General features: G+C 70.3%; 26 protein-coding genes. 15 read left to right on the plus strand and 11 right to left on the minus strand.

From position 1 onward, the window contains the following. Positions 1 to 38 precede the first annotated feature (38 nt). The gene (locus AC07EJ_RS20080) at positions 39 to 785 is read right to left on the minus strand and encodes an SDR family oxidoreductase (RefSeq protein ID WP_389482227.1); all 747 of its coding nucleotides are present in this window, start codon (positions 783 to 785) and stop codon (positions 39 to 41) included. 96 nt (positions 786 to 881) lie between these two features. On the opposite strand from AC07EJ_RS20080, the gene AC07EJ_RS20085 reads away from it, so the two are divergent. Together AC07EJ_RS20085 and AC07EJ_RS20090 are read left to right on the plus strand one after the other, a co-directional pair. Then, positions 882 to 2,192, plus strand: coding sequence for an aspartate aminotransferase family protein (locus AC07EJ_RS20085; RefSeq protein WP_393582954.1), 1,311 nt, complete (start codon positions 882 to 884; stop codon positions 2,190 to 2,192). Between the two features lie 183 nt (positions 2,193 to 2,375). Next, positions 2,376 to 3,572 (plus strand): RICIN domain-containing protein, encoded by a 1,197-nt coding sequence (locus AC07EJ_RS20090; RefSeq protein ID WP_389482232.1) that lies wholly within the window; start codon positions 2,376 to 2,378, stop codon positions 3,570 to 3,572. A 56-nt stretch (positions 3,573 to 3,628) separates the two neighbouring features. On the opposite strand, the gene AC07EJ_RS20095 is transcribed toward AC07EJ_RS20090, so the two are convergent. Further along, entirely contained in the window at positions 3,629 to 5,188 is a 1,560-nt protein-coding gene (locus tag AC07EJ_RS20095) for a right-handed parallel beta-helix repeat-containing protein (protein ID WP_478884629.1), read from the minus strand. A gap of 216 nt (positions 5,189 to 5,404) precedes the next feature. Between AC07EJ_RS20095 and AC07EJ_RS20100 the strand changes: the two genes are divergently transcribed. From AC07EJ_RS20100 to AC07EJ_RS20155, 12 genes are all read left to right on the plus strand, one after another. Then, positions 5,405 to 5,971 (plus strand): GNAT family N-acetyltransferase, encoded by a 567-nt coding sequence (locus AC07EJ_RS20100; protein WP_389482237.1) that lies wholly within the window; start codon positions 5,405 to 5,407, stop codon positions 5,969 to 5,971. Between the two features lie 188 nt (positions 5,972 to 6,159). Continuing rightward, complete coding sequence (locus AC07EJ_RS20105; RefSeq protein WP_323136396.1) at positions 6,160 to 6,243, plus strand: putative leader peptide; 84 nt, start codon at positions 6,160 to 6,162, stop codon at positions 6,241 to 6,243. Between the two features lie 118 nt (positions 6,244 to 6,361). Then, on the plus strand, positions 6,362 to 8,059 hold the full coding sequence (locus AC07EJ_RS20110; protein WP_389482239.1) for a nitrite/sulfite reductase: 1,698 nt from the start codon (positions 6,362 to 6,364) through the stop codon (positions 8,057 to 8,059). Next, entirely contained in the window at positions 8,056 to 8,235 is a 180-nt protein-coding gene (locus AC07EJ_RS20115; RefSeq protein WP_326710508.1) for a hypothetical protein, read from the plus strand. The genes AC07EJ_RS20110 and AC07EJ_RS20115 overlap by 4 nt, the downstream gene beginning before the upstream one ends. After that, on the plus strand, positions 8,232 to 8,954 hold the full coding sequence (locus AC07EJ_RS20120; protein ID WP_389482242.1) for a phosphoadenylyl-sulfate reductase: 723 nt from the start codon (positions 8,232 to 8,234) through the stop codon (positions 8,952 to 8,954). The genes AC07EJ_RS20115 and AC07EJ_RS20120 overlap by 4 nt, the downstream gene beginning before the upstream one ends. Next, the gene (cysC, locus tag AC07EJ_RS20125) at positions 8,954 to 9,520 is read left to right on the plus strand and encodes an adenylyl-sulfate kinase (RefSeq protein ID WP_389482245.1); all 567 of its coding nucleotides are present in this window, start codon (positions 8,954 to 8,956) and stop codon (positions 9,518 to 9,520) included. The genes AC07EJ_RS20120 and cysC overlap by 1 nt, the downstream gene beginning before the upstream one ends. After that, positions 9,517 to 10,455 (plus strand): sulfate adenylyltransferase subunit CysD, encoded by a 939-nt coding sequence (cysD, locus tag AC07EJ_RS20130; RefSeq protein WP_389482247.1) that lies wholly within the window; start codon positions 9,517 to 9,519, stop codon positions 10,453 to 10,455. The genes cysC and cysD overlap by 4 nt, the downstream gene beginning before the upstream one ends. Next, complete coding sequence (locus AC07EJ_RS20135; RefSeq protein WP_389482249.1) at positions 10,456 to 11,814, plus strand: sulfate adenylyltransferase subunit 1; 1,359 nt, start codon at positions 10,456 to 10,458, stop codon at positions 11,812 to 11,814. A gap of 239 nt (positions 11,815 to 12,053) precedes the next feature. Next, on the plus strand, positions 12,054 to 13,169 hold the full coding sequence (locus AC07EJ_RS20140) for an aliphatic sulfonate ABC transporter substrate-binding protein (RefSeq protein ID WP_389482251.1): 1,116 nt from the start codon (positions 12,054 to 12,056) through the stop codon (positions 13,167 to 13,169). A gap of 49 nt (positions 13,170 to 13,218) precedes the next feature. Beyond that, positions 13,219 to 14,010: an ABC transporter ATP-binding protein gene (locus AC07EJ_RS20145; protein WP_266675134.1), complete on the plus strand. Its 792-nt coding sequence runs from the start codon at positions 13,219 to 13,221 to the stop codon at positions 14,008 to 14,010. Continuing rightward, the gene (locus AC07EJ_RS20150) at positions 13,997 to 14,920 is read left to right on the plus strand and encodes an ABC transporter permease (protein WP_389482254.1); all 924 of its coding nucleotides are present in this window, start codon (positions 13,997 to 13,999) and stop codon (positions 14,918 to 14,920) included. The genes AC07EJ_RS20145 and AC07EJ_RS20150 overlap by 14 nt, the downstream gene beginning before the upstream one ends. A 7-nt stretch (positions 14,921 to 14,927) precedes the next feature. Then, entirely contained in the window at positions 14,928 to 15,677 is a 750-nt protein-coding gene (locus tag AC07EJ_RS20155) for a sirohydrochlorin chelatase (protein ID WP_389482257.1), read from the plus strand. A 62-nt stretch (positions 15,678 to 15,739) separates the two neighbouring features. Here AC07EJ_RS20155 and AC07EJ_RS20160 read toward each other — a convergent pair whose 3' ends face one another. Both AC07EJ_RS20160 and AC07EJ_RS20165 read right to left on the minus strand, forming a co-directional pair. After that, on the minus strand, positions 15,740 to 16,327 hold the full coding sequence (locus tag AC07EJ_RS20160) for a TIGR03086 family metal-binding protein (RefSeq protein ID WP_389482258.1): 588 nt from the start codon (positions 16,325 to 16,327) through the stop codon (positions 15,740 to 15,742). Positions 16,328 to 16,379: 52 nt separating this feature from the next. Beyond that, complete coding sequence (locus tag AC07EJ_RS20165) at positions 16,380 to 17,387, minus strand: ketopantoate reductase family protein (RefSeq protein ID WP_389482259.1); 1,008 nt, start codon at positions 17,385 to 17,387, stop codon at positions 16,380 to 16,382. A 92-nt stretch (positions 17,388 to 17,479) separates the two neighbouring features. Here AC07EJ_RS20165 and AC07EJ_RS20170 point away from each other — a divergent pair, with 92 nt between their 5' ends. Continuing rightward, positions 17,480 to 17,929 carry a hypothetical protein gene (locus tag AC07EJ_RS20170; RefSeq protein ID WP_389482261.1) on the plus strand — a complete coding sequence of 150 codons (450 nt, stop codon included), beginning with the start codon at positions 17,480 to 17,482 and terminating at the stop codon, positions 17,927 to 17,929. Between the two features lie 18 nt (positions 17,930 to 17,947). On the opposite strand, the gene AC07EJ_RS20175 is transcribed toward AC07EJ_RS20170, so the two are convergent. The 7 genes from AC07EJ_RS20175 to AC07EJ_RS20205 form a co-directional block, all read right to left on the minus strand. Then, positions 17,948 to 18,316 carry a nuclear transport factor 2 family protein gene (locus AC07EJ_RS20175; RefSeq protein ID WP_389482264.1) on the minus strand — a complete coding sequence of 123 codons (369 nt, stop codon included), beginning with the start codon at positions 18,314 to 18,316 and terminating at the stop codon, positions 17,948 to 17,950. Continuing rightward, entirely contained in the window at positions 18,309 to 18,860 is a 552-nt protein-coding gene (locus tag AC07EJ_RS20180; protein ID WP_389482284.1) for a DUF1697 domain-containing protein, read from the minus strand. Before AC07EJ_RS20180 ends, AC07EJ_RS20175 begins: the two co-directional genes overlap by 8 nt. Positions 18,861 to 18,987: 127 nt before the next feature. Continuing rightward, on the minus strand, positions 18,988 to 20,199 hold the full coding sequence (locus tag AC07EJ_RS20185; protein WP_389480473.1) for a S8 family peptidase: 1,212 nt from the start codon (positions 20,197 to 20,199) through the stop codon (positions 18,988 to 18,990). Between the two features lie 344 nt (positions 20,200 to 20,543). Then, positions 20,544 to 21,506 (minus strand): CDP-alcohol phosphatidyltransferase family protein, encoded by a 963-nt coding sequence (locus AC07EJ_RS20190; RefSeq protein WP_393582972.1) that lies wholly within the window; start codon positions 21,504 to 21,506, stop codon positions 20,544 to 20,546. Positions 21,507 to 21,743: 237 nt separating this feature from the next. Further along, complete coding sequence (gene mgt / locus AC07EJ_RS20195; RefSeq protein WP_389480469.1) at positions 21,744 to 22,955, minus strand: macrolide-inactivating glycosyltransferase; 1,212 nt, start codon at positions 22,953 to 22,955, stop codon at positions 21,744 to 21,746. A 62-nt stretch (positions 22,956 to 23,017) separates the two neighbouring features. Continuing rightward, entirely contained in the window at positions 23,018 to 23,473 is a 456-nt protein-coding gene (locus AC07EJ_RS20200; protein WP_389480467.1) for a MaoC family dehydratase, read from the minus strand. Positions 23,474 to 23,561: 88 nt separating this feature from the next. Further along, positions 23,562 to 25,049 (minus strand): acyl-CoA synthetase, encoded by a 1,488-nt coding sequence (locus AC07EJ_RS20205; protein WP_389480464.1) that lies wholly within the window; start codon positions 25,047 to 25,049, stop codon positions 23,562 to 23,564.

A 25,049-nucleotide genomic window follows, 5' to 3' on the forward strand; every position in this document is an offset into this window, starting at 1 on the left:
CAGACCCCGCGAGCCCGGCGTGATCCAAACGAGAGGCCCTAACCGCGGCCGACGTACGGCATCGCGCTCGGCATCACCGTGACGGACTGGATGTTCACGTCCACCGGGAGCTCGGCCATGGCGGCGACCATGTCGACGACATGGCGGATGTCCATGGTCGGCTCCACCCGCCGGCTGCCGTCCGCCTGGAGGACGGCGGGCTGCGGCCGGTCGGCGGGAGTCACGTTGCCTATGTCGATCTGCCCGCAGGCGATGCCGTGTTCGCGGCCGTCGAGGGAGAGCGAGCGGGTCATCCCGGCGACGGCGTGCTTGGCCGCGGTGAACGCGATCGAGTCCGGGCGCGGCACGTGCGCCGACGGGGCGCCGTTGTTGATGATCCGGCCGCCGCGCGGGCTCTGCTCCTTCATCATCCGGAACGCCGCACGCGAGCAGAGGAAGGTACCGGTCGCGATGGATCCCATGACGCGGTGCCAGTCGTCGGCCTCGACGTCCTCCGTGGGGATGTACGGCATCGTCTCCGCGGCGTTGTTGAACAGCAGGTCGACGCGGCCGAACCGCTCGCCCACGGCGGCGAAGAGCCCCGCCACCGCCTCCGGGTCGGTGATGTCCGCGGGGAACGGGACCGCGCGGTCCGCGTGCTCCCCCGCATCCGCGGCCGTCGCCTCGAGGAGCGCCTCGCGGCGGCCCACGAGGACGACCGACCAGCCCCGCGACAGGAGCCCGAGCGCGCAGGCCCGACCGATTCCGACGCCGGCGCCGGTGATGACGGCCACCTTCTCGACCATGTCCGTGTTCCCCTCTTCAACATTTCAGGATCTCTCGGGCATGGAGTCTCACTCCCACCGGAATCTGTGTCAACGCCTTGAAAACAGGAGGAATTGATGGCATATCACAAGAGCCGCGAGCTCTTCGAGCGCGCCCGAGGGTCGCTCGCGGGCGGCACCAGCTCCTCCTCCCGCATCACCACCACCGGGTCGGAGCCCCATCCGCTGTACATGGAGAGCGGCTCCGGTGCGCGCATCAGGGACGTGGACGGCAACACCTACGTGGACTACCTGCTCGCCTACGGCAGCGCCGTCCTCGGCCACGCGAACCCACTGCTCACCGACGCCCTCTCCACGGTCCTGGCGAGCGGCACGATGTTCGGCACGTGCAACGTCCCCGAGATCGAACTCGCCGAGAAGATCCGGGAGTCGGTGCCGTGCGCCGATCTCGTGCGCTACGCCAACTCCGGCTCCGAGGCGGTCCAGGGCGCGATACGGGCCGCGCGCGGCTTCACCGGGCGCTCCCTCGTCGTCAAGTTCGAGGGCCACTACCACGGCTGGACCGACACGCTCGCGGTGTCCAGCAAGTCGACGCGGGAAGAAGTCGGCCCGTACGAGGCGCCGTTCGCGAGGCCGCACTCGCGCGGCATCCCGCAGGGCGTGCTCGACGACGTGGTGGTCTGCCCGTGGAACGACGCCGAGGTCCTGCGTGACGTCCTCGACGCGCACCGCGGCCGGATCGCCGCGGTCATCTGCGAGCCGATCGTCGCCAACAACGCCTGCACGATGCCGGTCCCGGGCTATCTGGAGACCCTGCGCGCGGAGTGCACGCGGCGCGGCATCGTGCTCGTCTTCGACGAGGTCTGCACGGGGTTCCGCACCGGACCCGGCGGCGCGCAGGCCCTGTTCGGGGTCGTGCCCGACCTCGCGGTCTACTCCAAGGCGCTCGGCGGCGGGCTGCCCATCTCGGCGTTCGCGGGCTGCCGGGAGATCATGGAGCAGGTCGGCGACAACCGGATCAAGCAGGGCGGCACGTACAACGGTTCGCCCCTGTGTGCCACGGCCGCCCTCGTGACCGTCACCCGGCTCGCCGACCCCGCGGTCAGCGGCCGGATCGACGAGGCGGGACGGCGCGTCATGGAGGCGGTGCGCCGGGCGTCCCGCGACCACGGCGTGCCGTGCGCGGTCCAGGGGGTCGGCGCGATGTTCCAGATCGTGTTCTGTGCGGACGGCGCCCCGACCCGTCACTACCGCGATCTTTTCGCCGCCGATCTGGACCGCTACGAGCGCTTCCGCCACGAGCTGCTGGTGCGCGGCATCCATGTCAACGTCTACGGCCTCGCCTGCTGGTTCGTCTCCGCCGCGCTGGAGGAGGACGACATCCAGCGCACCTGCGAGGCCGTGGACGAGGCGTTCGCGGCGCTGTGACGACCCCGTGCGCTCCCTCTTGCCCCGCGCCGCCCGATGCCGCAGGATGTGCCCGGCGCGCTTGATCATGCTCGAAGTTCCGAGTTTTCAATCAGCTTCACGCATGGAACTCAGGAACTCCCGCACAGCGCAGCCTTACGCGCTCTCTTCACTCATCCACCTCCATCACAGGCAGGTCTTTCGATGACTGGACGCTTCACCCGTTCCCTCAAGCGGCGGTCCGTGCCGCTCCTCGCGGCGCTCGGCCTCGCCGCCGGAGCCGGCCTGGCCGCCGCCCCCGCGGCGAACGCGGACGACACCACCGGCACGACCCCGGGGACGTACACCTACTACTCGTTCCCGTCGGCGGCCGACGGGCTCAGCGAGGTCACCTGGTCCACGACGGTCGAGAAGGACCCCGGCTACAACGCGAACACCTTCTGGAGCCACCAGTTCGGCTTCAACGTCGGCAACGGCGCCTACATCGGGATGCAGCGCAACGGCGGCGACAAGCCGACGTTCCTGTTCTCGGTGTGGGACAGCTTCGAGCGCAAGCCCGGCTCCGAGGGCAGCTACTGCCTCCAGTTCGGCGGCGAGGGAGAGGGCTCCAGCTGCCGCATGAACCACGACTGGGAGGAGGGGCACACCTACACCTCCACGGTCGCCTACGAGGGCGACGGCTGGTTCGGCGCCACGATCCACGACAGGACCACGGGCGAGTCGTTCAAGCTCGGCAGCGTGCAGACGCCGGCCACCGCCATCAAGTCCACGGGCCTGATCGACTGGGTCGAGTATTTCGAGTGGAACGACCCCCGGGCGACCTGTTACGACCAGCCGTACTCGGACGCCCACTTCGGCCTGCCCACGGGCACTGCCGTCGGCGCCGGCGCGGCCGTCGGCTCGGTGACCAAGACGAAGAGCAACCCGCCGTGCTCCTCCGCCGTGGACGCGCGTCCCGACGGAAGCACCAACCAGCGCCTGTCGCTGGGCAATTCGAAGCGCGCCGAGATCTCCGCGCCCGACGACAAGTGCCTCGCCCCGCGCGGCACGGCGAAGGACGGCACGGCCCTCACGCTCGCCGCGTGCAAGGACAACGGCCCCGGCGCCTTCGAGCAGTCCTGGGTCCTCGCCGCCGACGGCACGGTGCGGCTGCCGTCGGACTACTGCCTGACGGCGAGCGACAAGAAGAGCGTGCGCATCACCGACTGCGGGGGCGACATCACGGTCGGCGGCAAGGTCACCGACCCGGCCAAGCTGTGGAAGTACAACCCGGGCAGGAAGACCCTGGTGAACCAGGCGACCGGGCGCACCCTCACCCGCGACGGCTCCGGCGTGAAACTCGCACCGGCCGGAGCGGGCACGCAGCGCTGGAACGCGCCGGTGCCCGTCAGCGCCCCGTAGGACGCCCCCGACCCGGATCAGGGCGCCCCGACCGGAATCAGGGCGCCCGTCGATCGTCACCGGGCGGACGAACTCCCATTCCACGCGCCGATGTTGGGCGCCGCTCCCGGCACCACCGGGTTGCCCGCGAAGTCGCGGGTGCCCGCGTCGGCGAGCGGCGTGCCCGCGCCGAGTGCGGGCGATCCGGCACGCAGGGCGTAGGCGGCCGCCGCGTCCCCGTAACCCGTGGCCGTGCCCGGCCGGGTGAGGAGCGGGTCGGCGGTGGTGCCGCCCGGGTCGGCCGGCGCCGCCCCGATCCCGTACAGCGCGTTGTGGGACGCGGTGACGCCGCCGGAGCGCAGGGTGAAGGCGGCCGTGCCGGCGCCCTCCTTCACGACGAGGTTGTTGTCGAAGGCGATCTCGTGCCGGCTGGTGGTGTTCTCGTTGACGACGGTCTGGCTGACGCCGTCACCGACGTAGATCGTGTTGTGCAGGAAGCGGACCCCGGAGAACGAGCCGCGGCAGGTCTCGATGCCCCTGAAGTGGTCGTTCTGGCTAATGTTGAAGCGGATCATGGCGTCGCCGAGAGTTCCGTCGGCACTGCAGACGAGGAAGAAGCCGCCCGCGTTGTCGTGGCTGTAGTTGTACTGGAAGACCGTTCCGAACGAGCCCTCGTCCACGTCGTACGCCATGCCGTCGCGGGTCGTCTCACCGCCGGACGTCTCGTTGTACTGGAAGACGGTGCCGTCCGCGTCCCACGGCCACATGCCCGCGTTGTATCCGGCCGAGCGCCGCTGGAAGCCGTGCAGGGTGTTGTGCTCGACCAGGGCGTCCTTGGTGGCGGTCATGACGATGCCGTCCCCGCCGAGGTCGTTCAGGGTGTTGCCGCGCACGACGACGCCGGTGGACGGGACCCAGTGCGGGCCGCTGGGGTCGTAGCCGCTGATGGCGGGCCGCTGGTTCCAGCTGGACGCGAAGAAGATGCCCTCGCGGTCGACGGTCCGCAGGGTGTTGTTCTCCACGCGCACGTCGTCGTAGCGCGTCTCCTTCGCCGACCCGGTGACGGAGAAGAGGATGCCCGCGGAGCCGTCCACGTCCTTGGTGTCGTCCCCGCGGATGTCGTGGATGTCGAGGCCGGTGAGGCGGTAGTGCCTGCCGGTGCCGTAGTCACTGAGGACGACGCGCACGCCGCGGCGCTTCGTGCCCGGGTTCGCCGCGTTGGTGATCTCCAGGTCGGAGACCTCGATCCACTGCGTGTCTTGCAGGAGAACGGTGTCGGGGGCGCCCGCGCCGTCGATCACCGGTTTCGCCCCGGTGCCGTAGGGGGCGATGCGGACGGGGCTGCCGGGGGCGCCCGCGCCGTTCGGGGCGAGCGTGCCCGTGCAGCGGGTGCCGCGCTTGAGGAGCACCTGGTCGCCGGGGCCGAGGTGCTGGGCGTTGACGGCAGCGAGCGTGCGCCAGGGCGCCGCCCGCGTGCCCTTCTGCGGGCCGGCCCCGGCCCGGCAGTCGACGTAATGGGCTCGGGACTTGAGCGGGGAGGCGGCCGTGGCGGCGGGGGCGGCCGCGAGGGCCGTGACGCCGGCGGTCGCGGCTGCGCAGAAGGCGACGAGCGCGGCGCTGACACTGCTGCGTCTCATGACGTACCTCCGTGGGTGGTTGCGGGTGCCGGAGAGGAGGGAGTCGCCCGGCGGGACGGCTCAGAGCGTGCCGCCCGGCCCGGCCCGACTCCATGGACTTACCGAGACGGTTCCTGGACATCCGCCCGGCCGGTTGCGCGTGCGTGCGTGCGGCGGGTCTGCCCGTATCGCGGACCGCCTTGGCCTGCCCGCGGGGCTCGTGATTGCCTGACGCACATGAGCAACATCGCTGTGACCACCTGGTCCCTGGAGCAGACCGCTCCGTCCGACCTCCGGCCGGCCCCCGCACCCGAGGGCGACGACCTGCGCATCGTGCGCGCCGAGGTGCCCTCGCCGGAGTTCAGCCGCTTCCTGTACGCCTCCGTCGGCGGCGACATCCTCTGGACCGACCGGCTGAGCTGGACGTACGCGCAGTGGCAGGAAGTCCTGGCGCGGCCCGGCACCGAGACGTGGGTGGCGTACGAGAAGGGGACCCCGGCCGGTTACGTCGAGCTGGAGGCGCAGGACGACGGCGTGGTCGAGGTCGTCTACTTCGGCCTGATCCCCGCCTTCCGGGGCCGCCACATCGGCGGTCACCTCCTCTCCTACGGCGTCGAGCGCGCCTGGGACCTGGCCGAGCGGTGGCCGGACCGCGCGCCGACGAAGCGGGTCTGGCTGCACACGTGCAGCAAGGACGGCGAGCACGCGATGGCCAACTACGAGCGGCGCGGGTTCCGCCTCTTCGACACGAAGGTGGAGGAGGAGCCCGAGGTGGCGACGCCGGGGCCGTGGCCGGGGGCGTAGCCATCCCGTGGGACACGAGGGGCGTCGCGGGTCACCGCGCCGCCCCTTCGCGTATCCGCCGGCCACTGGCCGGTCCATTCCCGTGCCACCCAGTGACCCAGGACACACCTGTCCGCGATGCGAGACAGTCTCGTCCACTTTATGGACAGTGGTGGACTGGGCCGAAAGTCCCATGACACGCTTCCGCCATGGATCGAGCTGGAATTGCCTTGGTGAGTCGACGACACGTCGATCTCTGCCGCATGTCCAGCGCCATGTGTCCGGTGAGCTGACTCCACCAGCACCGCCGCACTTTCTCCCCGTACAGCACCCTGCGCACCGCCGCGCCCTCGCGCGAAGTGTGCTGGTCAAAGCTGCCAGAGCCTCCGCCCGCCTGAAGGACGTACACCCATGGCTGCCACCCCTGAAAAGCCCACGACCGCCGCGCCGCGCCGCAAGGTGAGCCGTCACCGCGGCGAGGGCCAGTGGGCCGTGGGTCACTTCACGCCGCTCAACGGCAACGAGCAGTTCAAGAAGGACGACGACGGTCTCAATGTGCGGACACGCATTGAGACGATCTACTCGAAGCGCGGCTTCGACTCCATCGACCCCAACGACCTCCGGGGCCGGATGCGCTGGTGGGGGCTCTACACCCAGCGCAAGCCCGGGATCGACGGCGGCAAGACCGCGATTCTGGAGCCGGAGGAGCTGGACGACGAGTTCTTCATGCTCCGTGTCCGCATCGACGGCGGCCGGCTGACCACCGAGCAGCTGCGCGTCATCGGCGAGATCTCGCAGGAGTTCGCGCGCGGCACCGCCGACATCACCGACCGGCAGAACATCCAGTACCACTGGATCCGCATCGAGGACGTGCCGGAGATCTGGCGGCGCCTCGAAGCGGTCGGGCTCTCCACGACCGAGGCCTGCGGTGACACGCCCCGCGTCATCCTCGGCTCCCCCGTCGCCGGGATCGCCGCCGACGAGATCATCGACGGCACGCCCGCCATCGACGAGATCCAGCGGCGCTTCATCGGCAACCCGGACTTCTCCAACCTGCCGCGCAAGTTCAAGAGCGCGGTCTCCGGGTCCCCGCAGCTCGACGTGGCGCACGAGATCAACGACATCGCGTTCGTCGGCGTGAACCACCCCGAGCACGGCCCCGGCTTCGACCTGTGGGTCGGCGGCGGCCTGTCCACCAACCCCAAGCTGGGCCAGCGCCTCGGCGCCTGGGTGCCGCTCGACGAGGTGCCGGACGTCTACGGCGGCGTCATCGGCATCTTCCGCGACTACGGCTACCGCCGCCTGCGCACCCGTGCCCGCCTGAAGTTCCTGCTCGCCGACTGGGGCACCGAGAAGTTCCGGCAGATCCTCGAGGACGACTACCTGCAGCGGAAGCTGGTCGACGGCCCCGCGCCCGAGCAGCCCGCCGGCACCTGGCGCGACCACCTCGGCGTGCACCGCCAGAAGGACGGCCTCTTCTACGTCGGCTTCGCGCCCCGCGTCGGCCGCGTGGACGGCACGACCCTCACCAAGATCGCCGAGGTCGCGGGCGCCCACGGCTCCGGCCGGCTGCGCACCACCGCCGAGCAGAAGATGATCGTGCTCGACGTGGCCGAGGACCAGGTCGAGTCGCTGGTGGCAGCGCTGGAGGCGCTGGACCTGAAGGTCAACGCGTCGCCCTTCCGGCGCGGCACCATGGCCTGCACCGGCATCGAGTTCTGCAAGCTCGCCATCGTCGAGACCAAGGCGCGCGGCGCCTCGCTCATCGACGAACTGGAGCGTCGCGTCCCGGAGTTCGACGAGCCCCTCACCATCAACATCAACGGCTGCCCGAACGCCTGCGCCCGTATCCAGGTCGCGGACATCGGCCTCAAGGGCCAGCTGATGCTGGACCAGGACGGCAACCAGGTCGAGGGCTACCAGGTGCACCTGGGCGGCGCGCTGGGCCTGGAGGCCGGGTTCGGCCGCAAGGTCCGGGGACTGAAGGTCACCGCGGCCGAGCTGCCCGACTACGTCGAGCGGGTCCTCAAGCGCTTCCAGGCGGAGCGCGAGGACGGCGAGCGCTTCGCCACGTGGACCGCGCGCGCCTCCGAGGAGGCACTGTCGTGAGCGAGCGCGCCGCACCCTTCCACTGCCCCTACTGCGGCGACGAGGACCTGCGTCCGAACGAGACCGGTCACGGCGCCTGGGAATGCGCGGCATGCAATCGGGCCTTCCAGTTGAAGTTCCTCGGTCTGCTGACCCGGGGAGTTCAGCGCAACGACGGTGGAGGGGAAGACATATGACGACCACTCGGACCACGCAGGTCACCGACCGGACCGAGCCCGACCTGCGGGAGCTCGCCGAGCGCGCCGGGCGCGACCTGGAGGACGCGTCCGCCCTGGAGATCCTCACCTGGGCGGTCGACACGTTCGGCAAGCGCTTCTGCGTGACCTCCTCCATGGAGGACGCGGTCGTCGCCCACCTCGCCTCGCGCGCCAGGCCCGGCGTGGACGTCGTCTTCCTCGACACCGGCTACCACTTCGAGGAGACCATCGGCACCCGGGACGCCGTCGAGGCCGTGATGGACGTGAACGTCATCACGCTCACGCCCCGGCAGACCGTCGCCGAGCAGGACGCCGAGTTCGGGCCGAAGCTGCACGACCGCGACCCCGACCTGTGCTGCGCCATGCGGAAGGTCAAGCCCCTTGAGGACGGCCTGAGTTCGTACACGGCGTGGGCCACGGGCCTGCGCCGCGACGAGTCCCCGACGCGGGCGAACACCCCGGTCGTCGGCTGGGACGAGAAGCGCCGCAAGGTGAAGGTCTCGCCGATCGCCCGCTGGACGCAGGACGACGTCGAGGCGTACGTCGCCGAGCACGGCGTGCTGACCAACCCCCTCCTCATGGACGGCTACGGCTCCGTGGGCTGCGCCCCCTGCACCCGGCGCCTCCTCGAGGGCGAGGACGCACGGGCCGGCCGCTGGGCGGGAAGCAACAAGACCGAGTGCGGGATCCACGGCTGATGCCCGGGACCACAGAGACTTTGGAGAAGCAAGTGACCGGAGCCACCGTCTGGCTCACGGGTCTGCCGAGCGCGGGCAAGACCACCATCGCCAACGAGCTCGCCGAGCAGCTGCGCAGCGACGGCCGCCGCGTCGAGGTGCTCGACGGCGACGAGATCCGCGAGTTCCTCTCGGCGGGCCTCGGCTTCAGCCGCGCGGACCGCGACACGAACGTGCAGCGCATCGGCTTCCTCGCCGAACTCCTCGCCCGTAACGGCGTGTTGACGCTCGTCCCGGTGATCGCGCCGTTCGCGGACAGCCGCGAGGCGGTACGCAAGCGCCACCAGGCCGGCGGCACCGGCTACCTGGAGGTGCACGTGGCCACGCCCGTCGAGGTGTGCTCCGTGCGCGACGTGAAGGGCCTGTACGCGAAACAGGCGGCGGGCGAGATCTCCGGGCTCACCGGCGTCGACGACCCGTACGAGGCGCCCGAGTCGCCCGACCTGCGCATCGAGTCGCACACCCAGACCGTGCAGGAGTCCGCGGCGGCGCTCTACGCGCTGCTCACCGAGAGGGGTCTCTCATGACGACCGTCGCACCCACCACAGGCGAAGAGACCGACAGCCCGTACGCGCTCTCGCACCTGGACGCCCTCGAGTCCGAGGCCGTGCACATCTTCCGCGAGGTCGCGGGCGAGTTCGAGCGGCCGGTGATCCTCTTCTCCGGCGGCAAGGACTCCATCGTGATGCTGCACCTGGCGCTCAAGGCGTTCGCGCCGGCGCCGGTGCCGTTCACGCTGCTGCACGTCGACACCGGGCACAACTTCCCCGAGGTCCTGGAGTACCGCGACCGCGTCGTGGCCGAGCACGGCCTGCGGCTGCACGTCGCGTCCGTGCAGGACTACATCGACCGCGGCGTCCTCAAGGAGCGCCCGGACGGGACGCGCAACCCGCTGCAGACGGTGCCGCTGACGGAGAGGATCCAGGCGGAGCGCTTCGACGCCGTGTTCGGCGGCGGGCGCCGCGACGAGGAGAAGGCGCGCGCCAAGGAGCGCGTGTTCTCCCTGCGCGACGAGTTCTCCCAGTGGGACCCGCGCCGCCAGCGCCCCGAGCTGTGGCAGCTGTACAACGGCCGGCACGCCCCCGGCGAGCACGTGCGCGTCTTCCCGCTGTCCAACTGGACCGAGCTCGACGTGTGGCAGTACATCGCCCGCGAGGGCATCGAACTGCCGGGCATCTACTTCGCCCACGAGCGGGACGTCTTCAAGCGCTCCGGCATGTGGCTGACCGCCGGTGAGTGGGGCGGCCCCAAGGAGGGTGAGAGCGTCGAGAAGCGCCTCATCCGCTACCGCACGGTCGGCGACATGTCGTGCACCGGCGCCGTCGACTCGGACGCGGCGACGCTGGACGCCGTGATCGCCGAGATCGCCGTCTCCCGGATCACCGAGCGGGGCGCGACCCGCGCCGACGACAAGATGTCCGAGGCCGCGATGGAAGACCGCAAGCGCGAGGGGTATTTCTAAATGAGCACCACCACAGAGCAGTTGGCCGATCTGTCGGCCACCACCCTGCTGCGGTTCGCCACCGCCGGTTCCGTCGACGACGGCAAGTCCACGCTCGTGGGCCGCCTGCTGCACGACTCCAAGTCGGTCCTCACGGATCAGCTGGAGGCGGTCGAGCACGCGTCGCGCAACCGCGGCCAGGAGGCGCCCGACCTGGCGCTGCTCACCGACGGCCTGCGCGCCGAGCGCGAGCAGGGCATCACCATCGACGTCGCCTACCGCTACTTCGCCACGTCCCGGCGCCGGTTCATCCTGGCCGACACCCCGGGCCACGTGCAGTACACCCGGAACATGGTGACCGGCGCGTCCACGGCCGACCTCGCCGTCGTCCTCGTCGACGCCCGCAACGGCGTCATCGAGCAGACCCGCCGGCACGCCGCGGTCGCCGCGCTCCTGCGCGTCCCGCACGTCGTGCTCGCCGTTAACAAGATGGACCTCGTCGACTACGCCGAGTCCGTCTTCGCGTCGATCGCCGAGGAGTTCACGGCGTACGCGTCCGACCTGGGCGTTCCCGAGATCACCGCGATCCCGATCTCCGCGCTCGCCGGTGACAACGTCGTGGAGCCGTCCGCGAACATGGACTGGTACGGCGGCCCGACCGTCCTGGAACACCTGGAGACGGTCCCGGTCAGCCACGACCTGACGAGCTGCCACGCGCGCCTGCCCGTCCAGGTCGTCATCCGCCCGCAGACCGCCGACCACCCCGACTACCGCGGCTACGCGGGCCAGATCGCGGCCGGCACGTTCCGCGTCGGTGAGTCCGTCACCGTGCTGCCGTCGGGCCGCACGTCGAAGGTCTCCGGGATCGACCTGCTGGGCAAGGCGGTCGACGTGGCGTGGACGCCGCAGTCGGTGACCCTCCTCCTGGAGGACGACATCGACATCTCGCGCGGCGATCTGATCGTGCCGAGCGGCGACGCGCCCGCCACCTCGCAGGACGTCGAGGCGACCGTCTGCCACGTGGCCGACCAGCCCCTGGCCGTCGGCCAGCGCGTACTGCTCAAGCACACGACGCGCACGGTCAAGGCGATCGTCAAGGAGATCCCCTCGCGGCTCACCCTGGACGACCTGTCCCAGCACCCCGAGCCGGGGCAGCTGGTGGCGAACGACATCGGCCGCGTCAAGATCCGCACCGCCGAGCCGATCGCGCTCGACGACTACGCCGACTCGCGCCGCACCGGCTCGTTCCTGCTCATCGAGCCGGCCGACGGGACGACGCTCGCCGCCGGCATGGCGGGCGAGGCGTTCGGGGGCAAGCCGCAGGCCGCCCGCGCGGAAGAAGCCGCGCAGGCGACGGACGAAGACGGCTGGGACTTCTAGTCATGACCCCCATCACCCTCGTCGACGTATACGCGACGTTCGCGAAAGAGGGCGGCCGCGTCGGCAGCGGCACCCTCGGCGCGGGCCAGGGCGGGGTCGGGCGATGTGCGCGATGACGTACGCGCACTGCCTGCGCGCCCACACCCCCCGCGACCTGTTCGTACGAAGACGAAACCCTGCCGACCTCCCGGCCACGCCCTGAGAGCGTGACCGCCGGGCCAACGAGAGGACCACCTCCCGTGCCTGCCAACTCCGCCTCCTGGCGCCGCGGCCTCGCCGCCGTCGCCGCCCTGCCGCTCCTCGCGCTCGCCGCGACGGCCTGCGGCTATGGCTCGCAAGCCAAGGACGACACGTCCGACAAGACGAACGTCGCCGCCAAGGGCAAGAAGCTCTCCGCCGACACCGTGAAGATCGGTTACTTCGGGAACCTGACGCACGGCACCGCCCTGGTGGGCAACCAGAAGGGCTTCTTCCAGAAGGAGCTCCAGGGCACGCAGGCCAAGTACCAGATCTTCAACGCGGGCCCGTCCGAGATCGAGGCGCTCAACGGCGGCTCCATCGACATCGGCTGGATCGGCCCGTCGCCGTCGATCAACGGCTTCACCAAGTCCCAGGGCAAGAGCCTGCGCATCATCGGCGGTTCGGCGTCCGGCGGGGTGAAGCTCGTGGTCAACCCCAAGAAGATCAAGTCCCTGGACGACGTCAAGGGCAAGAAGATCGCCACCCCGCAGCTCGGCAACACGCAGGACGTCGCGTTCCTCAACTGGATCGCCGAGAAGGGCTGGAAGGTCGACGCCAACAGCGGCAAGGGCGACGTCTCCGTGGTCCGTACGGACAACAAGATCACCCCGGACGCCTACAAGTCCGGCTCCGTCGACGGCGCCTGGGTGCCGGAGCCGACCGCGTCCAAGCTCGTGGCCGAGGGCGGCAAGGTCCTCCTCGACGAGTCGGATCTGTGGCCCGGCAAGAAGTTCGTGATCACGAACATCATCGTGTCGCAGAAGTTCCTCAAGGAGCACCCGGACGTCGTCGAGGCCGTGCTGCGCGGCTCGGTGAAGACGAACGCGTGGATCAACGCCAACCCGGACGAGGCGAAGGCCGCGGCCAACAAGCAGCTGGCCGCCGACTCCGGCAAGGCACTGCCCGCGGACGTGCTCGACCCCGCCTGGAAGTCGATCCAGTTCACAGACGACCCGCTGGCCTCGACCCTCGACACCGAGGCGGCGCACGCGGTGAAGGCGGGCCTGCTGGAGAAGCCCGACCTGAAGGGGATCTACGACCTCGCGCCGCTGAACAAGGTCCTCAAGGCCGAGGGCAAGGGCGCGGTCGCCGACGCCGGCCTCGGCGTCAAGTAACCGCGTCAGGCAAGCCCGTAATCGCTTGAGTTCCCAGGAGGTGACGACCATGGCAACGACCCTCGCCAAGGCCGCGGACGGCGGCACGCAGACCACCGGCCACGCCGCGCGGATCGAGCACGTCTCGAAGTCCTTCGCCACGCCCGCCGGGCAGCAGCTGGTACTGGACGACATCACGCTCGATGTCGCTCCGGGCGAGTTCGTCACCCTCCTGGGAGCCTCGGGCTGCGGGAAGTCGACGCTGCTCAACCTGGTCGCGGGGCTCGACCGGCCCTCGTCCGGCGAGATCAGCACGCAGGGCCGGCCGGCCCTGATGTTCCAGGAGCACGCCCTCTTCCCGTGGCTGACCGCGGGCAAGAACATCGAACTGGCCCTGAAGCTGCGCGGCGTCCCGAAGGCGGACCGCCGCACGCGGGCGGAGGAGCTCCTGGAGCTCGTCCGCCTGAACGGCGCGTACGGCAAGCGGGTCCACGAGCTGTCCGGCGGCATGCGCCAGCGCGTGGCGATGGCGCGGGCGCTCGCGCAGGACAGCCAACTGCTGCTGATGGACGAGCCGTTCGCCGCGCTCGACGCCATCACGCGTGACGTGCTGCACGACGAGCTGACCCGCATCTGGCGCGAGACGAACGTCTCCGTCCTGTTCGTCACCCACAACGTCCGCGAGGCGGTGCGGCTCGCCGAGCGGGTCGTGCTGCTCTCGTCGCGGCCGGGCCGGGTGGCGCACGAGTGGCGGGTGGGCATTCCGCAGCCGCGCCGCATCGAGGACACCGCCGTGGCGGAACTGTCCGTCGAGATCACCGAACAACTGCGTGGGGAGATCCGCCGCCATGGCCAGCACTGAGACGACGACCGCGAGCAAGGACACGGGCGCCGTCAAGGACACGGCCCCCGGGCAGGACCTGGCCGGTCTCGAAGCGGGGCTCGACGCCCTGGAGACCGTGCACACCGCCCGTACCCCGCTGCGCCAGACGCTGGTCCAGAAGGTGCTGCCGCCGCTGACGGCGGTGCTCCTGGTCCTGGTGGTGTGGCAGGGACTGGTCTCGTTCAAGATCGTCGACGACCCGAACAAGCTGCCCTCGCCGTCCGCGGTGTGGGACGAGGTGTCCGCCGCGTGGATGCAGGGGACGCTCCTCGACTACATCTGGACGAGTGTGTCGCGCGGCCTGCTCGGCTTCCTGCTGGCGCTGGTGATCGGCACCCCGCTCGGCCTGGTCGTCGCCCGGGTCCGGTTCATCCGGTCCGCGATCGGCCCGATCCTGTCCGGCCTCCAGTCGCTGCCCTCGGTCGCCTGGGTCCCGCCGGCCGTGATCTGGCTGGGCCTCGACAACAAGATGATGTACGCCGTGATCCTGCTCGGCGCGGTCCCCTCGATCGCCAACGGCCTGGTGTCGGGCGTCGACCAGGTGCCGCCGCTGTTCCTGCGGGCCGGCCGCACGCTCGGCGCGACGGGCCTGCGGCACACCTGGCACATCGTGCTGCCGGCCGCGCTGCCCGGTTATCTCGCGGGTCTTAAGCAGGGCTGGGCGTTCTCGTGGCGCTCGCTGATGGCCGCGGAGATCATCGCCTCGTCGCCGGACCTCGGTATCGGCCTCGGCCAGCTCCTGGAGAACGGCCGCAACGCCAGCTCCATGTCCATGGTCTTCCTGGCCATCTTCCTGATCCTGATCGTCGGCATCGCCATCGACCTGCTGATCTTCAGTCCCCTGGAGCGGCGCGTCCTGCGCAGCCGCGGTCTCCTGGTGAGGAGCTGACCCAGCCATGTACCAGCGCCCCGCCCGCCCGGTTCTGCTCGTGATCGCACACGGCAGTCGCGATCCGCGCCATGCCGCGACGGTCCACGCGCTCGTACGCGAAGTGCGGGCGCTGCGGCCGGGGCTTCGCGTGGAGACGGGGTTCCTGGACTTCAACGTTCCATCGGTGAACGGCGTCCTGGAGTCCCTGGCGGCCGAGGGTGTGCGCGATGTGGTCGCGCTCCCCCTGCTCCTGACGCGCGCGTTCCACGCGAAGGCGGACATCCCGGCGGTCCTGCGGCAGGCCCCGGCCCGGCTGCGGATCCGCCAGGCTGAGGTGCTCGGCCCCTCCCCGCTCCTGACGGCAGCGCTCGAACGCCGTCTGTACGAGGCCGGGCTCACCCCGGCCGACAAGCCCACGACCGGGGTCGTCCTGGCCTCGGCGGGCTCCACAGACCCGGAGGCGATCGCAGTGATCGCTGAAATCGCGCGGGAGTGGCGGCACACCGGTTGGTGCGCCGTGCGACCTGCGTTCGCCTCCGCATCTCTGCCCCGCACGGAGGACGCCGTGGCCGGGCTGCGCGCCGACGGCGTCCGCCGGGTGGCGGTGGCCCCCTACGTCCTGGCCCCCGGCTTCCTCCCGGACCGCATCGCCCGCGGCGCCTTCGAAGCGGATGTCCTCGCGGACGTACTGGGCCCGGCGCCGGAGGTGGCGCGGCTGCTCGTTCGGCGCTATGAGGCGGCGACGGTACGGGAGTTGGCGGCGGTGGGCGCCTGACGCGACGCGTCAGATGCCCGGACCGCTGCCCCTTGTCCCCGTCCCTCTCTTCCCGGAGTGACTCAGCGCGGATCCCGCCCGCTCAAGGCCACCACCCGGTGGAACAAAGGTGCGTCGTCCGGCACCGGGACCGCGTCGGCGAAGCCGTCGTACTTGCGGTATTCCTCCGCGTTCGCCTCGACGACGTCGAGCAGGAGGCGGGCCGTGTCGCCCGGGACCTGGAACTTCTGGCCGGTGGCGTGGGCCACGTCCCAGCCGTGGAGGGCCAGTTCCGCGACGAGCAGGCGGGCGACCTCGGGCGCGGGCGTCTTCGCGAAACCCAGGTCGATCTCGCCCTCCCACGCCCGCGGGTCGGACCAGGCGGCGACGGCCCGTGCGAGCTGTGCCGCGTAGGCCTCGGCCCAGTCGGCGTTCGCGGTGAAGTCGCGGGCGGTGAGGTCGTCGGGGAGCTGCTTGCGCAGCGCCCGGTGCTCCAGGCCGTGCGAGGAGTAGAGGACCCAGTGGTTGACGAGGGTGCGGACGTCCCAGTCGCCGCATCCGCTCGGCTCGGGCAGGCGCACCGCGTCGACGCCCCGCGCGACCCTGGCGGCCTCCGCGGCGCATTCCTTCATCGACGTGTACTCGATCATGGAGGTGTACTCGTTTTCCATGCGGAAAGCGTCTCGCGCGGGGGCCGCCGGCGGCTTGAAGAAATGCGACAGGTCAGCGAGTCGCCGCGTCGGCCGCCGCCACGAGGTCCGCGACCGTCATCGACCCGGCCGGGCGGCGCTCGCGGGCGAAGCGGTCGGCGAGCGACTGCAGCATGTCGTTGACCGGGGTCGGCACCCCGTACAGCCGTCCGAGCAGCCCCATCTCGCCGTTGAGGTAGTCGGACTCGATGGTGCCCGTGCCCCGGCTGAGGGACTGCCACGACGAGCCGCCGCTGCGCTCCGAGCCGTCGAAGGGCTCGAAACAGATCTTGTCGCCGCGGGACTCCTTCTCCTCCTCCTGGGAGGCGAACGCGATGCCCGCCGCGGCGAGCACGGCCTCGCCCTCCGCTCGGGCACGCCGATGGAGGGCGATCCCCTCCTCGCTGGTGAGCACCCCGGACACGGCCTCGATCGCGTTGGCCAGGTTGCCGAGGAGCTTGGCGTACTTCCAGCGCATCACGTCGGGCACGACGGGCGACTCGAAGAGGGACTTCTCCAGGTCGGCGGAGATGCGGCGGGCCGTCTCGTCGGTGCCTCCGGGGAACCGGCCGATGTGCAGGATGCCGGTGAGCGGAGTGCCGGCGGCGGACACGACGCCGGGCTCGACGAAGGTGGCGGGCAGCCACACGCACATGCCGTACACGCGCCGGAAGAGCCGCAGCGCAAGGCGCTCGCTCTCCACTCCGTTCTGTGCGCAGACCAGCGGCAGGCGCTCGGCCGCGGTACCGCCCCCGGCGACCGGCCGCCCTGCCCAGGCGTCGAGCGCGGCGACGCTGTCCTGTGTCTTCACGGCGAGCACGAGCACGTCGTCCGGGCTCAGTTCGCCGAGCTCCTCGGGCCCGGCGACGACCGGGAGGCGGTGGATGTGCGGGCCGTCGGGGGTGACGAGCCGCAGCCCGTGGTCCCGCAGTGCCTCGTACTGCGTGCCGCGAGCGACGAGGATGACGTCGTGCCCGGCCTGGGCGAGCCGGCCGCCGATGGCGCCGCCGACCGCTCCTGCTCCGACAATGAGATAGCGCATGCCAACGAGCCTGTCACAGAAGGCTGTAGGGGCCATTCACGATCAGGTAAACCCTCGCGCCGCTCGCACGCCGGCGTGCGAGCCTGCTCCCCGTGCGCACCCGATTGGCTCTCTGGGGGGCCGGACTCCTCTGTCTGCTCGTGGCGGTTCTGGGCGGCTGTTCGGCCTCCCGGCAGTGGCGGCAGGCCGAGCGGATCGACGCGGCTCCGGTCCGGGTCACCGGAGTCGTCACCGCCGTCGAGCACGTACCGAAGAGCGACGACGAGCAGGTGATCGCCTACGAGGTGCGAGGTCACCGGCACACCGTCAGGAGGTCGCTGGGTACGGGCCCCGGCACCCCCGGGATCGGTCACCGGGTGTGTCTGGAGGCCGACCGCGGCCGCCCTGACGTGGTGCGGCTCTGCGGCGAGCGGTACCCGTCGGGCGACGACATGTATCCCACGTACGTCCTGGTCGCGGTCGCCGGAGCCATCGGGGCCTGCGTCGTCGCGGGCGTCGCCGTCGGCCTCCGCCGCGGCTCCCGCGCACAGCCCGCGCCCTGACCTGACCGCCCGCCGCGCTCACTCCCGGCTGTACGGCGTCCCCTGATGGAAGTACAGCAGCCAGTCCTCGTCTGACTGCCGCCACAGTGAACTGCGGTGCGCACAGGCGCCGTTGCGGTCGGTGTCGAAGGTCAGGTGGACGAGGCCCGGGGCGAGTCGCACGCCCTTCATCCGCGAGACGGTGAGGGGCCGTACGCCCGGTTCGGTCGTCGCGGAGAGCTCGGCGATGATCGAGGCGCGGTCCCAGCGGCGGCCCGAGGCGCCGAACTCGAAGTAGTCGGGGTGCAGCAGCGCGCCGAGGAGCTCCGCGGAGCGGCGCACCTCCGGGTCGAGCAGCCGCAGTTCCCCCTCGATGGCGGCCTCGACGGCGGTGTCCAGCTCAGGCACCGGTCATCTCCACGAGCTTGACGACGGTGTTCCAGTTGCGGGAGGTGGCGATGAGGCCCTTGTTGAGGGCCGGCCGGGAGAGCACGGCGCCGAGCTTGGAGCGGCCGAGACCGTCGGGGGCGTACAGGTACAGCTCGCGCGGGCCGAGCCGGAAGTCCTCGGGGGCGAACTCGGCCGGGTCGACGGAAGCGAACCGCTCGGGGTCGACGGGACCGGAGAAGTAGGTGACGTGCAGTTGCCTGCCTTCGAGCGAGTCGGCGGGGAAGGGGCACGCGTCCGCGACCGACGCGAGGTAGGCGTGGTCGCGCACGATCACGTCCACGGCGAAGCCGAAATCCTTCTCGATGGCCGCGCTCAGCTCGGCCGCGAGGCTCTCCTCGTCACCGTGGCCGCTGGTGAACGTCGCGTTGCCGCTCTGGAGATACGTCTGTACGTCGCCGTGCCCGAGCCCTTCGATCAGGGGGCGAAGCCGCGCCATCGGGACCTTTTTGCTGCCGCCCACATTGATGCCGCGGAGCAGTGCCGCGTACGCCTTTGTCGCCATGGGGACACGATAGAGCCTGCCTTCGGGCCCCGACCGGATCAGCGCGGGGCCCGAGGACAGGCACTGGGCGGCCGCCGCGCCCCGTGGGGGAGGGCGCGGCGGCCGCCGGTCAGGGGTGTTGCTCGTGCTACTCGACGATCTTGAGGAGCTTGTTGGGCGTGCCCTCGCTCGCGTTGGAGATCTTGTCGGGGGTCGCGCCGTCGGTCAGCGCCTTGGAGACGTCCGCGGGGGTCGCGTCCGGGTGACCGCTCAGGTAGACGGCGGCGGCGCCCACGACGTGGGGGGTCGCCATCGAGGTACCGGAGATGGTGTTGGTGGCGTCGTCGCCGGTGTTCCAGTCGGAGGTGATGTCCGAGCCGGGGGCGTAGATGTCCACGACGGAGCCGTAGTTGGAGAAGTCGGACTGCTCGTCGTCCTTCGTGGAGGAGGCGACGGTGATGGCCTCCTTGACGCGGGCCGGGGAACCGGCGGACGCGTCGGTCGACTCGTTGCCCGCCGCGACCGCGAAGGTGACGCCGGAGGCGATGGCCTTCTGGACGGCTGCGTCGAGCGCTTCGTCGGCGCCGCCGCCGAGGGACATGTTGGCGACGGACGGGCCCTGGTGGTTCTTGGTGACCCAGTCGATGCCCGCGACGACCTGCTCGGTGGTGCCCGAGCCCTCGTTGTCGAGGACGCGGACGGCGACGATCTTCGCCTTCTTCGCGACGCCGTGCGCGTCACCGGCGATGGTGCCGGCGACGTGCGTGCCGTGGCCGTTGCCGTCGTCGGCGTTGTCGTCGTTGTCGATGGCGTCGAAGCCGGAGGTGGCGCGGCCGCCGAAGTCCTTGTGGCTGATGCGGACGCCGGTGTCGATGACGTACGCGGTCACGCCCTCACCGGCGCTGTCCGGGTAGGTGTACTTGTTGTCGCCCGCGGTGTCGGCCTGGTCGATGCGGTCCAGACCCCACGACGGCGGATTGTCCTGGGTCGCGTCGATGTGGAATTTCTTGTTCTGGACGACCTTGGCGACCGACGAATCGGCGGCGAGGCGCTTGGCCTCGGTCTCCGAAAGGTCGTTCACGGAGAATCCGTTGACGGCGGAGGAGTAGGCGCGCTTCAGCTTGCCGCCGTACTCCTTGGCGAGGTCCTGCTTGCCGTTCTTGTCCGTCTTCTGGTCCAGCAGCACGATGTAGCTGCCGGAGACGGCGCCCTTGGCGTCGAGGCCGTAGACCTTGCCCTCGGCGGGGGTCGAGGCGCCGGCCAGGGAGCCCGCGAAGAGGGTCACTCCGACCGCGGTGGCAGCGGTGGCTATCGCCGCGGTGAGCTTGACCGTGCTGCGGGCACGCTTATGAGTTGCCATGAAGAGGGGTCTCCTCGTGGTTTCTGTGGGGGGTTTGTGGGGGGTTTGCTGATGGTTCTCAACGATCCCCCGGCAATCTCCGGAAGATCTCCGGGGGTTGGCACGAAACACTGTCCGATTGACGCGACCAGATCAAGACCTACATACAGCTGTGACTTGTTCAACAAGTCTTCGTAATAACAATTCGGGCTTCGGCCGACACTTCGGACCCCGGGAATTCCCCATAGATGTGGACGAGAGCGTGAGGGTGTGACGACGGCGTACGGCTGAGGTACGCGTCGGGGGTGCCCCGCGGGACCGTCAGGTCCGGCGGGGCACCCCCGTAGGTTCGAGCACCCTCGCGTTCAGGCCGCCGCGGCCTGCCGCCCGCGCGCCGCGAACGAGTCGATCGTGCGCGTGAAGTCGCGGGTCGACAGCAACAGCTTGTAGATGATGGCGAGTTCGAAGACGAGCAGCAGCGCTCCGGACACGACCGTCGCCCACAGGACCTGGTCGATCAGCGGGCCGATCATGAAGACGCCCATCTGGAACTCGATCCCGCTGATCAGATGGGTCCGGATGCGGTGCCGCAGCAGGAACGAGCGCATCCGCAGGTATACGGGGAAGCGGCTCCTGAACTCCTGGTGCAGGTCGACCACTTGGGGTGCGGGCCTGGGTGCGGCCTCCTCCACGATCCCCTCGGCCGAACGTGCCTTCTGGAGGTCCTGCTCGATGTCCGCCTCGGGGTTGTCGCGCAGCAGGTCCTCCATGAAGGCGAGCTCGGCCTCATTCTCGGCGCGCCGCGCCTCCTTCACCCGTTCCTTGATCTGCTTGCGCATGGAGTGGCGGATCTTGAAGATCTCCAGGGAGTTGATGTAACGCAGGGTGTCGAGGCCGACGACGGCCAGGGCGAGCCAGATGTAGAGCTCGTCACCGGTGCGTTCGTACTGGCCCGCCATGAGCGCGACCCCGCACACCATGACGCGGATGCGGTCGAAGACGAAGTCCAGCCAGGCGCCGAAGACGGACCCCTGGCCGGTGAGCCGGGCGACCTTGCCGTCCATGCAGTCGAGGATGAAGGACAGGTGGTAGACGACGGCGCCGGCGATGAGCCAGCGCCAGTCGCCCAGCCAGAAGAAGACGGCGGAGCCGAGGCCCAGGACGAAGGCGCCCCAGGTGATCTGGTTCGGGGTGATCCTGGTGCGCATCGCGGTGAGCCGCACCAGCGGCGTGGCCACCGGGTCGACGAGCAGCACGGTCCACCACGCGTCGCGTTTCTTCTGGGTGATGCGGCGCACCTCGTGGAGGGGCGGTATGTCTCGGCGCATGGCTGGTCAACTTCCTGGCGTTCGAGGTGAGTTCATCTCACGCTAGAAAGCCCTTCACGCAAGGTTCAAGTAGCGCAGCGTGCAACCTTTGACCGGGGGTAACGGTCGAACCCCGTGACCAAGTCGATGACTCCACCAGGCACCACCTGCGTTACCCGAGCGTTATGGAATGACCCGACCGTTACCTGATGTGCGCGATCGCTTCACGCCTGACGTGGAACCGGACCGCCCTTCTCTTCACGCCTCCCGCGCCACCAAGCCGGCTTCCTGCTCGACGAGGTCGGCCGCACGCTGCGTACCGCCCTCTCCCGCCATCTCCGTCTTGATCTCCTGGAGGCGGCGCGCCACCTCGGGGTCGGACACCAGGGCGAGCACCGTTTCCCTGAGCTTTTCGGGCGTGGCCTCCTCCATCGGTACGTGGCGTGCGACGCCGAGCGCCTGGAGCATGTCGGCGTTGCCGAACTGGTCGACGGCCTGCGGGACCGCGACCATCGGCGTCGCGGTGCCGAGGCCCTCCTGGCTGCCGCCCGCGCCCGCGTGCGTGATGAAGGCGTCGGCCTGCCTCAGGATCGCCAGCTGCGGCACCCAGGAACGCACCTCGACGTTCGCGGGGATCTCCCCGAGCTCCTTCTCGTCGGTGAACTTGCCGACCTGGAGGACCATGTGCCAGCCGGGGAGCCCGCCGAACGCCTCGATGCAGGCGCGATAGAAGGCGGGCTGCTTGGTGAAGGTCGAGCCGAGCGAGACGAGGAGCACCTTCTCCGCGCCGGCCGGTCGCTGCCAGCCGCCCTGCGCCGAGCGGTCCCCCTGGCAGGCGCCGACGAAGGTGTAGCGGCGCTCGTCGACCCGGTCGGCGTTCGGCTGGAGCGCCTTGGGGATGAGGACGAGGCAGCGGTCGGGGCGGCCCATGAAGTCCTCCACCGAGATGTCGATGCCGTTCGACCGGATCCAGTGCTCGAAGTTCTCGTAGAACGCCTTGCCGCGCGGCGTCTGCTTCAGCGGCTCGAACATCGGCTTGCCGACCTCTTCCTCGTAGCCCTCCCAGGCGACGAGGTTCGGTGAGAACTGCACGATCGGGACGTTCCACCGGTGGGCGAGCACGCGGGCCGGGTACGCGGTGATGTCGTAGAGGACGAGGTCCGGCTCGTCGTTCTCGTAGAGGTCGACGATCTGTGGCAGCGCCTGGATCGCGTCGGTGAGGAAGGGTTCGATGTTGTCGATCAGCTCCGTGCCCCACGCGTCCGGGTCGCCGTCGGTGGGCAGCGTCGATTGCCAGATCTTGGGCTCGGCCCCCGCCTCGGCGACCTTCTCGGCGAACTGCGGCGGGATCGCGTACGTGACGCGGTGCCCACGGGCCACGAGCTCCCGGATCACCTCGATGCTCGGGTTCACGTGCCCGTGAGCGGCGATGGAGAACATGGCGATATGGGCGTTCCTGGGGACGGTCATGACGTCACCGTAAGCGAGACGAACCGTCTCGTGCAAGTAAATTACGCCGCCCTCGCCGACCTCTACGCGTAGAACCGGGAGACGCTCTGCAGGACGCACGCCGGCTTGGCCGCTCCCTCGATCTCGATGGTCCCGTCGACCGTGATCTGCACACCGCCCGGCACGTCCTCGACCGCGGAGAGGCGCGCGGCCAGGCGGATGCGGGAGCCCGCGGGCACGGGGGCGGGGAAACGGACCTTGTTCAGGCCGTAGTTGACCTTGGTGGTCACGCCTTCGACGTCCAGGAGCTCGGTGAACATCGGGATGAAGAGGGAGAGCGTCAGATAACCGTGCGCGATGGGCGCGCCGAACGGGCCCTCCTTGGCCCGCTCGGGGTCGGTGTGGATCCACTGGTGGTCGCCGGTGGCGTCGGCGAAGGTGTCGATCCGCTCCTGCGTGACGTCGATCCATTCACTGGTACCCAGGTCGCTTCCGGCGAGCTTCTTCACTTCGGCCAGGCCGTTGACGGTGATGCCCATGCGGGGCTCCTTCGATGGGTGGTGATGAGGGGGCTGATGCGGGTGCTGATGCCGGCGTCGCCGAGGTGGCGATGAGGGTGCTTCAGGGTCATGAAGTGCCGTGCAGGCGGCGGACGTCGGCCTTGACGAGCTTTCCCGAGGCGGTGCGGGGCAGGGCGTCCACGACGACGGCGGTCTTCGGGATCTTGTAGGGGGCCAGGCGCCCGGACAGCGACGCGAGGACCTCGTCCGGGTCGGGCGCACGGCCTTCGCGGGCGACGAGGACCGCCCTGCCGACCTCGCCCCACTTCTCGTCGGGTACGCCGATGACCGCGCACTCCGCGATGTCCGCGTGGGCGAGCAGCGCGTCCTCTACCTCGGCGGGGTAGATGTTCTCGCCGCCGGAAATGATCATGTCTTTGAAGCGGTCGACGATGGTGACGTAGCCGTCCGCGTCGATCCGGGCGGCGTCCCCCGTCCGGAACCAGCCTTCGGTGAACGCGGTGGCGCTCTCGTCGGGCAGCCCCCAGTAGCCGGGCATGACGTGCGGCCCGCGCACGAGGACCTCACCGGTCTCCCCCGGCTCCACCGGCGCGAGATCGGGCCGCGCCACGCGTACGTCGCTGAAGAAGTGCGGCACGCCCGCCGTGCCCGCTTTGCTGACGGCGTGCTCGGCGTCGAGGAACAGCGTGCCGGGCGCCGCCTCGGTCATCCCGTAGCCCTGCAGGAAGGTGAGTCCGCGCTCCTGGTAGGCCGCGATGAGCGGGGTGGGGACGGGCGAGCCGCCGCAGTTGAGCATCCGCAGCGAGGACAGGTCGGCGTCCGGCCAGCCCGGTTGCCTTGTCAGCTGGTCGAACATCGTAGGGACACCGAACATGAAGGTGACCCGGTGGCGCTCGACGAGTTCCAGGGTCGCCGCCGGGTCGAACGAGCCCACCAGGACGCAGGTGCCGCCCTTGAGCAGCACCGGCAGGGTGAGCATGTTCAGGCCTGCGGTGTGGAAGAGCGGCGCCGCCACGAGCGCGATCTCGTCGGCGATCAGGTCCTGGTCGACCAGGACGTTGACCGCGTTCCAGGTGAGGTTCCCGTGCGTGAGCATGGCGCCCTTGGGGCGGCCCGTCGTCCCCGAGGTGTACATGATGATGCACACGTCGTCGGGTCCGACCTGCTCGTCGATCGGGAGCGCGGGCGCGGCGGCCAGCAGGTCCTCGTACGCCGGTCCGTCCGCCGCCACGGCGGTGCGGATGCCCGGCAGGTCACCGGTGCGCGCGGCGGCGTGCAGCAGCACCGTGGCGCCGGAGTCCCGTACCTGGAAGGCGAGTTCGGGCTCGGCGAGCCGGGTGTTGAGGGGTACGAAGACTGCGCCGAGGAGCCCCGTGGCGAACAACGCCTCAAGGAACGACGGGTGGTTGGGGCCGAGGTAGGCGACCCGGTCGCCGCGCCGGACGCCGAGCTCCCGCAGGGCGTGGGCGAGCCGGGTGGTGCGCTCGTGCAGCACGGCATAGCTGACGGTGGTGGTGCCGTGGATCAGTGCGGTGCGGTGCGGGGTCTTGCGGGCCCGGCGTGCGGGCCACGACCCCAGTCCCTCGTTGCGCAT

The sequence above is a fragment of the Streptomyces sp. NPDC045026 genome (assembly GCF_056432625.1).